This window comes from Paucibacter sp. B51, assembly GCF_027863535.1.
Taxonomy (GTDB): domain Bacteria; phylum Pseudomonadota; class Gammaproteobacteria; order Burkholderiales; family Burkholderiaceae_C; genus Paucibacter_A; species Paucibacter_A aquatilis.
Window position 1 is genome coordinate 1,343,209 of the sequence record NZ_JAPIVN010000001.1, and the last position, 14,500, is coordinate 1,357,708.

The 14,500-nt window shown below is 64.9% G+C and carries 12 protein-coding genes; 4 read left to right on the top strand and 8 right to left on the bottom strand.

From position 1 onward, the window contains the following. Nucleotides 1–76: 76 nt before the first annotated feature. The 6 genes from lptB to argS all read right to left on the bottom strand — a co-directional run bounded on the left by lptB (nucleotide 77) and on the right by argS (nucleotide 5,668). Nucleotides 77–886, bottom strand: coding sequence for an LPS export ABC transporter ATP-binding protein (lptB, locus tag OOB33_RS05715; RefSeq protein WP_102768523.1), 810 nt, complete (start codon nucleotides 884–886; stop codon nucleotides 77–79). Beyond that, complete coding sequence (gene lptA / locus OOB33_RS05720) at nucleotides 883–1,521, bottom strand: lipopolysaccharide transport periplasmic protein LptA (protein WP_102768522.1); 639 nt, start codon at nucleotides 1,519–1,521, stop codon at nucleotides 883–885. The genes lptB and lptA overlap by 4 nt, the downstream gene beginning before the upstream one ends. Nucleotides 1,522–1,709: 188 nt before the next feature. Beyond that, the gene (locus tag OOB33_RS05725; protein WP_271007991.1) at nucleotides 1,710–2,384 is read right to left on the bottom strand and encodes a thiol:disulfide interchange protein DsbA/DsbL; all 675 of its coding nucleotides are present in this window, start codon (nucleotides 2,382–2,384) and stop codon (nucleotides 1,710–1,712) included. Between the two features lie 65 nt (nucleotides 2,385–2,449). Beyond that, entirely contained in the window at nucleotides 2,450–3,142 is a 693-nt protein-coding gene (locus OOB33_RS05730) for a thiol:disulfide interchange protein DsbA/DsbL (protein WP_271007992.1), read from the bottom strand. A gap of 61 nt (nucleotides 3,143–3,203) precedes the next feature. Next, nucleotides 3,204–3,953, bottom strand: coding sequence for an SPOR domain-containing protein (locus OOB33_RS05735; protein WP_271007993.1), 750 nt, complete (start codon nucleotides 3,951–3,953; stop codon nucleotides 3,204–3,206). Further along, nucleotides 3,950–5,668, bottom strand: a complete 1,719-nt coding sequence (gene argS / locus OOB33_RS05740; RefSeq protein ID WP_271007994.1) for an arginine--tRNA ligase — start codon at nucleotides 5,666–5,668, stop codon at nucleotides 3,950–3,952. The genes OOB33_RS05735 and argS overlap by 4 nt, the downstream gene beginning before the upstream one ends. Before the next feature lie 40 nt (nucleotides 5,669–5,708). Between argS and OOB33_RS05745 the strand changes: the two genes are divergently transcribed. Both OOB33_RS05745 and OOB33_RS05750 read left to right on the top strand, forming a co-directional pair. Next, a complete protein-coding gene (locus OOB33_RS05745; RefSeq protein WP_171827220.1) occupies nucleotides 5,709–7,070 on the top strand; it encodes a serine/threonine-protein kinase in 1,362 nt (453 codons plus the stop codon). A 114-nt stretch (nucleotides 7,071–7,184) separates the two neighbouring features. Then, nucleotides 7,185–7,586, top strand: coding sequence for a hypothetical protein (locus tag OOB33_RS05750; protein ID WP_333780316.1), 402 nt, complete (start codon nucleotides 7,185–7,187; stop codon nucleotides 7,584–7,586). Nucleotides 7,587–7,671: 85 nt separating this feature from the next. Here OOB33_RS05750 and OOB33_RS05755 read toward each other — a convergent pair whose 3' ends face one another. Continuing rightward, on the bottom strand, nucleotides 7,672–8,583 hold the full coding sequence (locus OOB33_RS05755) for a LysR family transcriptional regulator (RefSeq protein WP_171827219.1): 912 nt from the start codon (nucleotides 8,581–8,583) through the stop codon (nucleotides 7,672–7,674). A gap of 310 nt (nucleotides 8,584–8,893) precedes the next feature. Here OOB33_RS05755 and OOB33_RS05760 point away from each other — a divergent pair, with 310 nt between their 5' ends. Then, nucleotides 8,894–11,665, top strand: a complete 2,772-nt coding sequence (locus OOB33_RS05760) for a TonB-dependent receptor plug domain-containing protein (RefSeq protein WP_171827218.1) — start codon at nucleotides 8,894–8,896, stop codon at nucleotides 11,663–11,665. Nucleotides 11,666–11,718: 53 nt separating this feature from the next. On the opposite strand, the gene OOB33_RS05765 is transcribed toward OOB33_RS05760, so the two are convergent. Further along, nucleotides 11,719–11,889, bottom strand: a complete 171-nt coding sequence (locus tag OOB33_RS05765) for a hypothetical protein (protein ID WP_271007995.1) — start codon at nucleotides 11,887–11,889, stop codon at nucleotides 11,719–11,721. Between OOB33_RS05765 and OOB33_RS05770 the strand changes: the two genes are divergently transcribed. Then, nucleotides 11,888–14,110 (top strand): malate synthase G, encoded by a 2,223-nt coding sequence (locus OOB33_RS05770; protein WP_271007996.1) that lies wholly within the window; start codon nucleotides 11,888–11,890, stop codon nucleotides 14,108–14,110. The genes OOB33_RS05765 and OOB33_RS05770 overlap by 2 nt on opposite strands. The last annotated feature ends 390 nt before the right edge of the window (nucleotides 14,111–14,500 follow it).

Sequence of the window (14,500 nt, forward strand, 5' to 3'; positions counted from 1 at the left end):
TGAGATGCAGGAATCCCAGCATCAGCCCCGCGCGGGGCTGCCGTGGCAGCGGGCGTGTAGGCATCCATGGCCGGCTCTACATGCGGAAATGTTCGCCGAGATAGACCTTGCGCACATCGGCGTTGGCCACGATCTCGTCCGGCGTGCCCTCGGCCAGCACCGAGCCCTCGCTGATGATGTAGGCCCGGTCGCAGATGCCCAGGGTCTCGCGCACATTGTGGTCGGTGATCAGCACGCCGATCTGGCGCGCTTTCAGGAAACCGATGATGCGCTGGATCTCCAGCACCGCGATCGGGTCCACGCCGGCGAAGGGTTCGTCCAGCAGGATGAAGCGCGGTTGCGTGGCCAGGGCGCGGGCGATCTCGACGCGGCGGCGTTCGCCGCCCGAGAGCGCCGGCGCCGGGCTGTCGCGCAGCTTCTCGATGCTGAGGTCGTGCAGCAGCGCTTCCAGCAGCTCCTTGATGCGCGGCTCTTTCAGCGCGCGGCCCTGCTCGTCGCGCTGCAGCTCCAGCACGGCGCGGATGTTCTGTTCCACCGTGAGCTTGCGGAAGATCGAGGCCTCCTGCGGCAGATAGCTCAGTCCCAGGCGGGCGCGCTGGTGGATGGGCAGGTGCTCGACCGATTGGCCGTCGATGTGGATCTCGCCGGCGTCGGCGCGCACCAGGCCCACGATCATGTAGAAGCTGGTGGTCTTGCCGGCGCCGTTGGGGCCCAGCAGGCCGACCACCTCGCCGCTGTTGACGCCCAGATGCACGTTCTTGACCACGCGGCGCACGCCGTAGCTCTTGGCCAGGCCCTCGGCTTCCAGGCGGCTGCGCGGGCCGGATTCGAGGGCGGCCACGGGCGCGTGATGGGGGCTGGCGACGCTGCTGTTGCTGCTGCTCATGGCGCTTTGCGGGGGCTCAGGCTGGTGCTGGGCTTGAGTTGCACGCCGGAGGCCGCGGCCGCGGGTGCCGAGGCGGCCTCGGGCGCGCCGCCGCGCGGCATCATCACCACACGGACCCGGCCGCTCGGGTGGGGCGAGGTCTGGCCGCCCTCGAGGGTGAAGACCTCGCTGCGGTTGTCGAACAGGATGACTGCGCCGGTCACCTCGTCGGCCACCGTCGTGCCCTGCAGGCGGCGCACCACGGCATTGCCGATGAAGCGCACGGTGTCGCTGCGGGTGTCGTATTCGAGCTGGTCGGCCAGGCCTTCGATGGCCTCGCCCGGCACATCGCGCGCCTGGCGGAAGCTGACCTGCTTGCCGGTCTGGCCATTGGCATAGACCTGGTAGTAGCCGTCGCCGGTTTCGCGCACATCGAGCTTCTCGGCGCGCAGCACCAGGCTGCCCTTGCTCAGCACCACATCACCGTTGAATTCGGTGCGCTGCTTGGCGATCTCGACGCTGCCGCCGTTTTTGGAGCTGATGTTCAGCGGCTTGGCGCGGTCGCCTTTTTCCGCCCAGCCCGAAGTCGAGGCCCCGCCCAGCAGCAAGGCCGCCAGCAAGCCGGGCAAGACGGAAAAGCGCGGTGACAGCTTCATGGGCAGCAGCAGGAGGGATGGAGGAGGGGGCAGGCCGGGCAATCGAATCAAGCGAGCACGCGTTCGCCGCCCGTGAAGGCGGCACAAAACTTGCAGGCCATTCTAGTACGGGCCTGGGTCAGCCCGGAGCGCCCGCCGTGCGTGAAGCGTGAGCATCACGCCGCGGTGCGTCCGGTGCCATCCATTCATCAGGCCTTGCCGCCGCGCAGCTGTTGGATCAGCTGGTTGCTCAGGGCGAGGGCGGCCTGGTGGCCCACCGCGGCGCTCTGCCCCGGGCCAGCGGCCAGGCTGGGGCTGGTCAGGAAACGGCCGCCGATGCCCAGGGCTGGCACCGTCTCCGCACGGTAGGCAGCGGCCAGCTGGGCCGATTGCGCCATCCGGCTGTTGGCGGTGAAGGAGTTGAAGGCCGCCTTGAACTTGGCCTCTTCCAGGCCGAGGCTGACGGCGAATTGGGTGATGGCCTTCTCATCGCTGAGGTCCAGACGCTGGACATGGATGGCCTTGAACACGGATTCGTGGAAATCGCCCAGGCGGCCGAGACTTTCCAGCGCGAACATCAGGCGCTGGTGCAGCTTGTGCATGGCGCCCACACCCACATGGACCCGGCGGAAGCTCACATCGGCCGGCAACTGCTTGGCCCAGGCGCTGACATGAGGGTCGAAGGCGAAGCAGTGCTGGCAGGTGTAGAGGAAGAACTCGATCACCTCAATCTTGCCCGGTGTGCTCGGCAGCGGCTGAGCCAGGCGCAGATAGTGTTTGCCTTCCACCGGCGCCGCCCCCTGAGCCAGGCTCAGGGTCGGCAGGGCGGCCACGGCCAGCCCGAGGGTCGAAGAGAACTCACGGCGAGAGATCAAGGTCTTCATATCGGGGCGGGCGCTGGCGCGGTTCAGGGTTCAATGAGGTGAGGACAGCAGAACAGGAAGAACGATCAGGCCTTGCTGGCGCGGGCCAGCTGGATCAGGTGGTCGGCCACGGCCAGGGCGCGGCGGCCGTTGGCCTGCTCGTTGTCGCCACGCAGGCCGGCGATCGAGGGCGAGGTCAGGTAGCGGCCGCCAATGCCCAGGGCGGGCACGCCGTCGATGCGGTAGGCCTCGGACAGCTTGGTGCCCTGGCCGGCCTTGGTGACCACGCCGAAGGCGTTGTAGGCGTCCTTGAACTTGGCGCCGTCCACGCCCAGCTTCACCACCAGCTCGGTGATGCTCTTTTCGTCGTTGAGGTCCAAGCGCTCGACATGGAAGGCGTTGAAGATCTTGTCCTGCAGCTCCGCCGCCTTGCCCAGGGCTTCCAGGGCGTAGAACAGCTTCTGGTGCTGCTTGATCATGGCGTTGAAGCCCACGTGCACGCGGCGGAAGGCCACATCGGCCGGCAGCTGCTTGATCCAGGGCGCCAGCACCGGCTCGAAGGCATAGCAATGCGGGCAGCCGTACCAGAAGAACTCGACCACCTCGATCTTGCCCGGGGTGCTGCTCGGCAGGGCTTGCGACAGGGTTTGGTACTTGCCCGCGAAGGGGTCGGTCTGGGCCAGGGCCAGCTGCGGCGCAGCGGCCAGCGTGCCCAGGGCACCCAGGCTCAGAGGTGCGGACAAGAGGGCAGAAAACTCGCGACGTTTCATCATCTTCATCTTCTCGTTCATCTCGGTGGACAAAAGAGGCCTCGGCAGGCCCTGGGTGATGGACAGACGATCAGCGCTTGACGCCGACCAGATTGGCTTCGATGCCGGCGGCTTCGATCTTGCGCTGCATGCCCTCGGCTTCATCGCGGCTGTCGATGGGGCCGATGCGAACGCGGAACACGGTGCGCCCCGACTGTTCCTTTTCCATGACCTTGGCGCTGAAGCCCAGCAAGGCCAGGCGGGCGCGTTGCTGCTCGGCGTCCTCGTTCTTCACATAGGCGCCGGCCTGCACGAAGTAGAGGTTGGGGTCGGCCGCGGCTGCGGCGGCGCTGGCGGCAGCTGCCTTGGCCTCGGCCTTCTTGTCGGCCGGGGATTTGTCGGCGGCCTTCTCGGCAGCTTTCTCGGTGGCCTTGTCAGCAGGCTTGGTGGCCGGTGCTGCCGCTGTGGAGGCAGCTGGAGCGGGCGCAGGCGTTGTCACGGCGGCAGGGACGGCCGGAGCCACCACTGCAGGGGCGGGCGCCGGGGCGCCGCTGACCACGCCGCTGGCCACCTTGGCGCCGGCCTTGCCGGCCAGGGGGGCGTTGGGGTCCCAGTTCTTGTTGCGCTGGGCCTCGGCCGCATCCTGCTCGGCCGTGCGCTGGGGCACCTTGTCGATGAAGGGGATGGGCACCTTGGCGATGTAGAGCGCCACGCCCAATGCCACGGCCAGGCCCAGCAGCAAGCCGACAATCAGGCCGAGGACAAAACCGCCCCGTTGTTGCTTGCTCTTGTTGCCGTTTCTGCTGTTGTTGTTGCTGCTGCCAGATTGAGCCGTGCTCATGCCTTCTCCGTCGCTTCAGGGTTCGCTTCGCGGGACATCACCTCGGGTGCGCTGACCCCCAGAACCGCCAGGGCATTGCGCAGGACCTGGCGCGTGGCGGCCAGCAGGGCCACCCGGGCCGCGCTCAACTCGGGCGCCTGGTCCAGCACGCGCTCAGCCGCATAGTAGCTGTGATAGCTACCGGCCAAATCGCGCAGATAGAAAGCCACATCGTGTGGGGCCAGGCCGGCGGCCGCGCCGGACAGCATGGCCGGGTACTCGGCCAGCTTGAGCATCAGGGCCGCCTCGGTGGGCGCCGTCAGCAGGCTGAGGTCGGCCTGGGCCAGGGTGCTTTCGTCACCGCCGCGGGCCACCCAGTTGCGAATCACCGAGCAGATGCGGGCGTGCGCATACTGGACGTAGAACACCGGGTTCTCGTCGTTTTGCTTCAGCGCCAGGTCGACGTCAAAGATGAACTCGGTGTCGGCCTTGCGGCTGATGAGGAAGAAGCGCACGGCGTCGCGGCTGGTCCAGTCGATCAGGTCGCGCAGGGTGACGTAGGAGCCGGCGCGCTTGGAGATCTTGACCTCTTCGCCGCCCTTCATCACCGTGACCATCTTGTGCAGCACGTAGTCCGGGAAACCCTGGGGGATGCCCACATCGGCCGCTTGCAGGCCGCCGCGCACGCGGGCGATGGTGCCGTGGTGGTCGGTGCCCTGGACGTTGATGCACTTGGTGTAGCCGCGCTGGAACTTGTCGATGTGGTAGGCCACATCGGGCACGAAGTAGGTGTAGCCGCCTTCGGACTTGCGCATCACGCGGTCCTTGTCGTCACCGTAGTCGGTGCTGCGCAGCCAGAGTGCGCCGCCTTCTTCAAAGGTCTTGCCGTTGGCCACCAGCTTGGCCACCGTGTCTTCGACCCGGCCCGAGCTGTAGAGGCTGGATTCCAGGAAGTAGTTGTCGAACTTGAGGCCGAAGGCCTGCAGGTCCAGGTCTTGCTCGTGGCGCAGGTAGGCGACGGCGAACTGGCGGATGCCGTCCAGGTCTTCGATATCGCCCGAGGCGGTGAACTGGCGGTCGTCGGCGACCACGGTCTTGCCAGCGCGGAAGTCGTCGGCGATGTCCTGGATGTAGTCACCGTTGTAAGCGCTCTCGGGCCAGCCGGCGTCACCGGGCTTGAGGCCCTTCAGGCGGCACTGGGTCGAGTTGGCCAGCGTGGCGATCTGCACGCCAGCGTCGTTGTAATAGAACTCGCGCGTGACCTGGCTGCCCTGGGTTTGAAACAAACTGCAAATGGCGTCACCGAGTGCAGCCTGGCGGGCATGGCCCACATGCAGGGGGCCGGTGGGGTTGGCCGAGACGAATTCGACCATCACATGCTGCTCATTGGCGGGCTGTTGACCGAAGCGATCGGCGGCGCCCAGCACCTCGGCCACCACGGCCTGCTTGGCCGCAGCGGTCAGGCGGATGTTGATGAAGCCGGGGCCGGCGATCTCCAGGGCCGAGACCCAGCGCTGGAAGGCCGGGCGGCGCTGCAAGGCCTCAATCAGGGCCTGCGCCAGCTCGCGCGGGTTTTTCTTCAGCGGTCGCGCCAGCTGCATGGCGGCCGTGCAAGCGAAGTCGCCATGGGCGGCTTGCTTGGGAGATTCGAAGGCGGCAACCAGGTCGGTGCCGGGGCTGAGTTCTTGAATGGCTTCGGCCAGGGCGGCGAGCAATTCTTGCTTGGCTTGGATCATGGGCGAATTCTACGGGGCGGGCGTCAGTATGATGTTCGGCATGTCCCTGGATTCAGCCCCCGTCCTCGAGAGCGCTTCGGACCTGCCCGCCCACATCGGCAAGTACAAGGTCTTGCGCCGCCTCGGCGAGGGCGCCACCAGCGATGTCTTCCTGGCCGTCGACGAGTTCCACCGCAGCGAGGTGGCCATCAAGCGCATGCGCGCCTGGGCCGCCGTCAGCCGCGCCGGGCAGGGCAGCGATTTCAGCCTGCGCTTCTACGCCGCCGAGGCAGCGCTGGCCGGCCGCCTGCAGCACCCGAATGTGGTGCAGATCCTCGACGCCGTGCCCGAGGAAGACGCGCCCTATCTGGTGATGGAGTATGTGCCGGGCGTCACGCTCAAGCATTTCTGCCGCAGCGACCGCCTGCTGCCGCTGGACCAGATTGTCGAGCTCGGCTTCAAGTGCGCCATGGCCTTGAGTTATGTCTTCCGCCAGGGCTTGATCCACCGCGATGTGAAGCCGGCCAATCTGCTGGCCGTGCTCGATGCCCAAGGCCAGGTCACCGATGTCAAGGTCAGTGATTTCGGCAGCGCGCTGAATCTGCATTCCGACTCGACCCAGGTGCACCGGGTCGGTTCGCTCGCCTACATGCCGCCCGAGCAGATCGAGGGGGGTGATGTCGATTGCCGCGCCGACATCTACGCCCTGGGCGCCGTGCTCTACCACCTGGTCGCCGGGCGCGCGCCCTTCGATGCGCCGAGCCAGATGGCCTTGATGCACCAGATCTACCACCAGGCGCCACCGCCGCTGCAAGGCCTGCGGGGTGGGGTGACGCCGGAGCTGGAGGCGGTCATCCTCAAGGCCCTGGCCAAGCATCCGCAAGAGCGCTATGCCGATTGGGAGGCTTTTGCCAAGGCACTGTCGGAGCTGGTGTCCAAGCAGTTGGTGCCTCTGGCGCGGCTCTACGAGGTCAAGGATTCGGAGCGCTTCAATATGTTGCGCGAACTGGAGTTCTTCTCCGATTTTGGCGACGTGGAGCTCTGGGAGGTGGTGCACCGGGCGCGCTGGCGGCGTTTTCCGCTCGACCATGCGCTCTACAAGCGCGGCCAGGAAGGCAATACCTTTCACATCATTGCCCAGGGGGCGGTCGATGTCTTCCGCGATGGCAACAAGGTGGCGACCCTGGGCCAGGGCACCTCGGTCGGCGAGATGGCCTATCTGGCGCCCAACCCGGACCTGCGCCGCCACAGCACCGATGTGCGGGTCAGCGAGGTCTGCATCACCATCTCGTTCACTCCGGAATCGCTGGGCCTGCTCAGCCCTGAATGCCAGCACCGATTCGACCGCGCCTTCATCCAGGTGTTGGTGCGCCGCCTGCATGCCGCGCACGAGGCTTTGGCGCATCCGCGCCGCATCATGTAAACCCGTCTTGAGGCTGTCGCGTTGCCGTGCTGGAATCAAGTTCGAGCGGATGCCACGCGATCTTGCTTCTGACCCTGCCCCCCTTTCTTTGACGCCTTTGAAGGACATTTGCACATGAAGACGACGACGCTGAAATCCCTGCTGGCCCTGACGCTCTGCGCGGTGGCTGGTTTCGCCCAGGCTGCGGCCAGCTGCGATGCCCAGGCGACCGAGAAGAAGCTCGCCGGTGCTGCGAAGACCAGCTTCCTGAAGAAGTGCAATGCCGACAACCCTGCCGCCGCTGCAGGCAATGCCGCTTGTGACGCTGCCGCCGCCGAGAAGAAGCTGGCCGGCGCGGCCAAGAACAGCTTTCTGAAGAAGTGCAATGCCGACGGCGGCCCAGGCGCTGCGGCCGCACCGGCGGCCAACGACGCCCAAGCCAGCTGCGAAGCCAAGGCGGCCGAGAAGAAGCTGGCTGGCGCCGCCAAGACCAGCTTCACCAAGAAGTGTGTGGCGGACGCTGCGGCTGCCAAGTAAGCTGACACGCCTGCCCAACCCCGGGTGGCGCTCCTGCCTCCCGGGGTTTTCTTTTGGCCCGGTGTGGCGTGATGGGTGATGGGCCTCAGGCCTGCCGGCCCCAATAGTCCGGCCGACCGTAGTTCACCTTGAGGAAATCGATCCACAAGCGCACCCGCAGCGGCAGGTGCTTGGCCTGCGGAAACAGGGCGTAGATGCCGTTGGGCGGCGCGGCGAAATCGTCAAGCACGCTGACCAGGCGGCCGGCGGCGATGTCACCCTCAACCTCCCAGGTACTGCGCCAGGCCAGGCCCAGGCCGGTCAGGCACCAGTCGTGCAGGACCTGGCCGTCGCTGCAATCGAGTCGGCCATTGGGCCGCAGATGCTGCACCGTGCCGTCGATGGCAAAGGCCCAGCCACGGGTCTGGCTGGCATCCGAGCTCAAGGTCAGGCAGGCATGCCGGCCCAGCTCCGAGGGATGTTGGGGCACGCCGGCGCGTTTCAGATAGGCCGGGGTGGCGACGCAAAGGCGTCGGTTGTCGGCCAGACGCACGCTGATCAGGCTGGAATCAGGCAGATCGCCGACCCGCACGGCGCAGTCAAAGCCTTCGGCCGCGATGTCCACCACCCGGTCGCTGAGGTTGAGCGACACGCTCACGTCTGGGTGACTGGCCAGGAACTCCGGCAGCAGCGGTGCCACATGACGGCGGCCGAAGCCGGCCGGCGCTGTGATGCGCAAGTGCCCGCTGGCCTTGACCCCGCCCGCGCTGACACTGGCTTCAGCGCTGTTGAACTCGGCCAGCAGGCGCTGGCAGTCCTCCAGAAACGCGCTGCCCTCATGCGTCAGGCTCAGCCGCCGCGTGGTGCGCAGCAGCAGCTTCACCCCCAGCCGGGCCTCCAGCGCATCAATGCGACGCCCCATCACGGCCGGCGCCACCCCCTCCAGCTGCGCCGCTGCCGTCAGGCTTCCCTTGGTGGCGACGGAAACGAAGGATTCGATCTGTTTGAGGCGGTCCATGACGCTAGATTGTGACTTCTAAAGTTGTAATAAGGTTATTTATGCCTTTATTGCTTCTTTGTGAGTGAATCATGTCAAAAGTAATAGATCAAAAAATTTGATTAACGAGTGGGCGATATGACGACCAAGTCGTTGCTAGGGTTATACATACCGTGGAGAACCCTTACTTTTGGCTCTAGAGGGCCTTCCTAGACTTTGTTCACTTTTGTTACGCCAGACGGCACGGACCACAAGCCAGCGTCTGGCTCCCTTGTTTCAAAAGCCACAAAGCATAGGAAACGACATGTTGAGGAATTGCAAGTTCAGCGCCGTGAGCGCGGCTGTTTTGGCCATGGTGGCCGTCTCGGCTCAAGCACAAACGCAGGCCCCGTCGGAGCGCCTGGAACGCGTGGAAGTGACGGGTTCGAACATCAAGCGTGTTTCGGCTGAAACCGCCTCGCCGGTGCAGGTGTACAGCCGCACCGAAATCAAGCAGACCGGCGCCAATACCGTGCGCCAGGTGCTGGACACCATCACTGCCACCTCGACTTCCGAACTGGTGGACAACGGCAATTCGAACAGTTTTGCTGCGGGCGCATCGGGCGTGTCCCTGCGCGGCCTGGGCAAGGGCGCGACCCTGGTGCTGTTGAACGGCCGCCGCGTGGCGTACTACGCCCTGGCCGATGGCGCCAAGGAAAACTTCGTCAACGTGGACGCCATCCCCGCTGACGTGATCGAGCGCATCGAAATCCTGAAGGACGGTGCCTCCGCCGTCTACGGTTCCGACGCCATGGCCGGTGTGATCAACATCATCACCCGCAACGAGTACAACGGTATTGGCATCAGCGCCTCCTACCAAACCGGCGTGGAGCCCAAGCTGCAGAAGCAGGCGACGGCCGCCGTGGTTGCCGGTTTCGGTGACCTGAACAAGGACAAGTTCAATGTCCTGGGCAATATCGAGGTGTACAAGCGCGAGGGTTACACCATCGCCGACGTGCGGCCCTCCTTCGCTCCGTGGCACAAGGAAATCGTCAACCCTGCGTTTGGCGACCCGAGCCTGAACTCTTACCCTGGCAACCTGATCAAGGGCAAGCTGGTCGACGGTTCCTTCGTCCAGGCTTCGGGCAATCCTCGTGTGCCCACGGCTGCTTGCACCAACAAGAACGCCGCCGGTGCCTGCGTGATGGATATCAACGGCCTGAACCAGACCTATGACCCGGCTTCGCGCGTCAATGCCTTCGTCAGCGGCCGCCTGGCATTGAACAACGACCTGGAAGCTTTCGCGGAAGCCAGCTATTCGAAGACCAAGACCGAATACTTGTCCCTGCCATTCGCCATCAACGCACCGGCCACGCCTTTCCGCTGGTTTGACGGCAATGCCAAGAAGATCCAGATCGTGCCCAAGCCCGTGCTGGCGGCCAACAACCCGGCCAACACCACCGGTGATGTGGCCGGCTTGGAGTACCGCTTCATGGATCCTGGCATGAACTGGGACATCCCCGGTGACGCCAGCCAGTACCGCGTGTTGGCCGGCGTCAAGGGCTCGACCGCCGGTTGGGATTGGGAAACCACCATCGGTCGTGTGGGTGCTGATGGCACGAAGGAAGGCATCGGCGCACATCGCGTGGACTTCATCAACGCGATCAACAGCGGTGAGTACAAGATCGCCGGCAGCAACAGTGCCGAACTGCTGAACAAGATGTTCCGTAAGACCGAGCTGAAGGGTGAGAACCACCAGAACTTCATCGATGCCAAGGTCAGCGGCGAGCTCTACAAGCTGCCGGCCGGCATGATGATGGGCGCCTTCGGTGTCGAGTACCGCGCGGAAAGTGTGCTGGTCAAGTCGGGCCAGAATTTGCTGAACGCTGAGATCATCAACAACGGTTCAGTCTGGGTGGAAGGCAGCCGCAAGCTGGGCTCGGCCTTCGCTGAAATCGAAGCGCCTTTGGCCAAAGGCTTGCAAGCCAACGTGGCAGCCCGCTTTGACAAGGCATCGGGCTCGGACAGCCGCCTGTCTCCCAAGCTGGGTCTGACCTATCTGGTGGCCGACAACTTCAAGGTTCGCGGCACGGTGGCTGGTGGTTTCCGCGCCCCCAACATCCCTGAAGCCATGGGCAAGGTGGGCTTGACCGGTTTCTACAACAGCATGGTGGACCCCAAGCGTTGCGAGACGGCCACCAAGATCCGCGACATCTTGAAGAAGGGCAACGACAACGACAAGGCCGATGCCACCGCCGCCTTCAACTCGGGCTGTTTGGTGTCCATCCCCGCCATGATCTCGGCCAACCCCGGCATCAAGCCTGAGCTGTCCAAGAGCATGACCTTTGGTTTTGTGTTCGATCCGGTCAAGGACCTGTCGATCGCTGTGGACTACTACAAGATCGAACGTCGCAATGAGATCGCCAACCGTGATCCTGACTACGTCCTGGCCCGCGAAGGCCAAGCGGGCTACGACAGCATGATTGCCCGTGCGCCCGTCAGCGGCACCGACCTGGCCCGCGCGGCTCGTGCCAACGAGCTTGATCCTACGGCCAAGATCAGCTGGGCTGCCGGCGACTTGACCACCTTGTTGCTGCAGTATGAGAACTTCGGCAAGACCGAGCGCTCGGGCATTGACCTGGACGTCAAGGGTCGCATCGGTCTGGGTGAACTGGGCAACCTGAACCTGGGACTGACCACGACTTACGCCCTGACGGCCAAGGAGTGGGACATCGAAGCCAACGAGTACCGCCCGAACCGTGTTGGCCTGCGCAATGAGCCGCGTGTGCGTGCCGTGTTCAGTGCCGCTTGGAGCAATGGTCCCTGGGGTGCAGGCCTGCGCTTCAACTACACCACGGCTCGCGCGCTCAACAACGACGAGACCGATGAAGCCAACTGGGGCGAAGCTGCTTGCCGTAAGCGCCTGAACCCCACCGGCACTTACCCTTGCATCCAGCAGCGCGATCTGCGTACCGACCTGAGCGTGCGTTACAGCGGCTTCAAGAACCTGAACCTGGGCCTGAACGTGCAGAACCTGTTCGACGAGCCGGCACCGATCAGCCTGCGTGACGGCTTTGTGCTGCGTCCGCGCGCTGTGAAGGTCACCATGGACTACAAGTTCTGATCTGAACCCTGCGCTGGTTTGCGGGCTGTCTGTGGGCAGCCTTCGAACCCACTTCAAAACCCGGGCTTGGCCCGGGTTTTTTCATGCCGATTCACTTTGAATTTCATCTGTATTCCTGCAAATATCTCAAGTAATTCATAAATTTCCGGGTTCGAATCGAGCAGCCCTTTGCGGCTAAATTGCCGAGCATCCCGTTTCACTGTCTTGCCGAGGAACTCTTTCATGAACGCCCCCCACACCCCAGCACGCACGGCGGTTCACGGCCTTCAGGTCGCGACCGAGTTGTTTCGATTCATCGAAGACCGGGTCTTGCCCGGCACGGGTCTCAGCAGCGAGCGCTTCTGGACGGGTTTCGACGCCATCGTCCGGGACCTCGCCCCCAAGAACCTGGTCTTGCTGGCCGAGCGGGACCGCTTGCAGGCGGCGTTGGACGATTGGCACCGCAAGCATCCGGGGCCGATCCGCGACATGGCGGCCTACCGGGCATTTTTGGAAGAGATCGGCTACCTGGTGTCGCCGCCCGGCGCGGTGCAGGTGAGCACCGCAAAGGTGGACGCCGAGCTGGCGCTGCAGGCCGGGCCGCAGCTGGTGGTGCCGATCCTGAATGCGCGTTATGCCCTCAATGCCGCCAATGCGCGTTGGGGCTCTTTGTATGACGCGCTCTATGGCACCGATGCCATTCCTGAAACCGGCGGTGCCGAGCGCGCGGGGGCTTACAACCCGGTGCGCGGTGCCCAGGTGATTGCCTATGCGCGCCGTGTGCTGGACCAGGCCGCACCCCTGGCCGGGGCTTCGCACACGCAGGCGAACAGCTACCGCGTGGAAGCTGGCCGTCTGGTGGTCGGCTTGATCGGTGGTGCCAGCACCGGCTTGGTCGACCCCGCGCAGTTCGTGGGTTATCAAGGTGAGGCCGTGGCGCCCAGTTCGGTGCTGCTGCGTCACAACGGCCTGCATCTGGATGTGCAGATCGATCGCAGCACGGCCATCGGCGCCAGCGATGCGGCCGGCATCAGCGATGTGGTGCTGGAGGCGGCGTTGTCCACCATCCTCGACCTGGAGGACTCGGTGGCCGTGGTCGACGCCGAGGACAAGGTGCTGGCCTACGGCAACTGGCTGGGCATCTTGCAAGGCACGCTGACCGAAACGCTGAGCAAGGGCGGCAGGACCCTCACCCGCCGTCTCAACCCCGACCGTGTCTACACCGCGCCCGAAGGCGGCGTGCTGAGTCTGCACGGCCGCTCGCTGATGTTTGTGCGCAATGTTGGCCACCTGATGAGCAACCCGGCGATTCTCTACACCGACGCTCAGGGTCAAACCCGCGAGATTCCTGAAGGCATCATGGATGCCGTCGTCACGACCACGATCGCTCTGCACGATTTGAAGGGCGAGGCGGGCCGCGCCATCCGCAACTCGCGCGCTGGCTCCATCTACATCGTCAAACCCAAGATGCACGGCCCGGCCGAGGTGGCTTTTGCGGCCGAGCTGTTCGCCCGCGTCGAGCAGATGCTGGGCCTGCCGGACAGCACGGTGAAGCTGGGCATCATGGACGAAGAGCGCCGCACCAGCGTCAACCTCAAGGCCTGCATCGCCGCAGCGGCCAGCCGTGTGGCCTTCATCAACACCGGCTTCCTCGACCGCACCGGCGACGAGATGCACACCGCCATGCTGGCCGGACCCATGTTCCGCAAGGGTGACATGAAGACCAGCGCCTGGATCCAGGCCTACGAGCGCAGCAATGTGCTGACCGGCCTGGGTTGCGGCCTGCGCGGCCGGGCCCAGATCGGCAAGGGCATGTGGGCCATGCCCGACCTGATGGCCGCCATGCTGGAGCAAAAAATCGCCCACCCCAAGGCCGGCGCCAACACCGCCTGGGTGCCGTCGCCGACCGCCGCCACCTTGCATGCCCTGCATTACCACCAGGTTCATGTGCAGGCGGTGCAGCAGGAGTTGGAGCAGATCGATGCCGACGCCGAGCGTGACGCCATCCTGGACCGCCTGCTGCAGATCCCGGTGGTCGAGCAGGCGAGCTGGAGCGCGGCCGAGATTCAGCAGGAGCTGGACAACAACGCCCAGGGCATCCTGGGTTATGTGGTGCGCTGGGTGGACCAGGGCGTGGGTTGCTCCAAGGTGCCGGACATCCACAACATCGGCCTGATGGAAGACCGCGCCACCCTGCGCATTTCCAGCCAGCACATCGCCAACTGGCTGCACCACGGCGTGACCCATGCCGCCCAGGTGCACGAGACCTTCCAGCGCATGGCGGCGGTGGTGGACGGCCAGAATGCGAGCGATGCGGCCTACCAGCCCATGGCCGGCCATTTCGAAACCTCCGCGGCCTACCGCGCTGCGCTTGACCTGGTGTTCAAGGGCCTGGAGCAACCGAGCGGCTATACCGAGCCCCTGCTCCATGCCTGGCGTTTGAAGGTCAAGGCGGGTTCAGTCTGACGGACCGCCGGCCCCTCCTGAGGCCGTGAACGAATAGAGCGGGCCTGTGGGCCCGTTTTTTGTTGCTCACCTGGTGTGGGGGCGCAATGTCACAGCGTCGCGGATGTGTGCCTTGAACTGGCTTGGCCGTCGAGAGTCCGGCGTACATGTGCCCACATCAGCGCCGACAAAGTGGCCTGGTATTGGCCCGCTTGTTCTGCGGAAGCAACACCTGCTGATGGCCCAGGTCAGGCCTCGATGGCTTTGTTGGACGGCAAGGCTGGCGTCTTGATGGGCAGGGCGAGGTCGGCGGCAGGAATGACGCCTGACTGCTGCTTGGGCCGCTGGGCTGATTTCGCCTGAGGCGGGCGCAAAAATAGCCCGCAAGCTTTCACTTGCGGGCTTGTTCGA

Excerpts from the sequence above, each read along its gene's own strand:
- lptB (WP_102768523.1), bottom strand. The coding sequence starts at position 886 with ATGAGCAGCAGCAACAGCAGCGTCGCCAGCCCCCATCACGCGCCCGTG.
- lptA (WP_102768522.1), bottom strand. The coding sequence starts at position 1,521 with ATGAAGCTGTCACCGCGCTTTTCCGTCTTGCCCGGCTTGCTGGCGGCC.
- OOB33_RS05725 (WP_271007991.1), bottom strand. The coding sequence starts at position 2,384 with ATGAAGACCTTGATCTCTCGCCGTGAGTTCTCTTCGACCCTCGGGCTG.
- OOB33_RS05730 (WP_271007992.1), bottom strand. The coding sequence starts at position 3,142 with ATGAAGATGATGAAACGTCGCGAGTTTTCTGCCCTCTTGTCCGCACCT.
- OOB33_RS05735 (WP_271007993.1), bottom strand. The coding sequence starts at position 3,953 with ATGAGCACGGCTCAATCTGGCAGCAGCAACAACAACAGCAGAAACGGC.
- argS (WP_271007994.1), bottom strand. The coding sequence starts at position 5,668 with ATGATCCAAGCCAAGCAAGAATTGCTCGCCGCCCTGGCCGAAGCCATT.
- OOB33_RS05745 (WP_171827220.1), top strand. The coding sequence starts at position 5,709 with ATGTCCCTGGATTCAGCCCCCGTCCTCGAGAGCGCTTCGGACCTGCCC.
- OOB33_RS05750 (WP_333780316.1), top strand. The coding sequence starts at position 7,185 with ATGAAGACGACGACGCTGAAATCCCTGCTGGCCCTGACGCTCTGCGCG.
- OOB33_RS05755 (WP_171827219.1), bottom strand. The coding sequence starts at position 8,583 with ATGGACCGCCTCAAACAGATCGAATCCTTCGTTTCCGTCGCCACCAAG.
- OOB33_RS05770 (WP_271007996.1), top strand. The coding sequence starts at position 11,888 with ATGAACGCCCCCCACACCCCAGCACGCACGGCGGTTCACGGCCTTCAG.
- OOB33_RS05765 (WP_271007995.1), bottom strand. The coding sequence starts at position 11,889 with ATGAAAGAGTTCCTCGGCAAGACAGTGAAACGGGATGCTCGGCAATTT.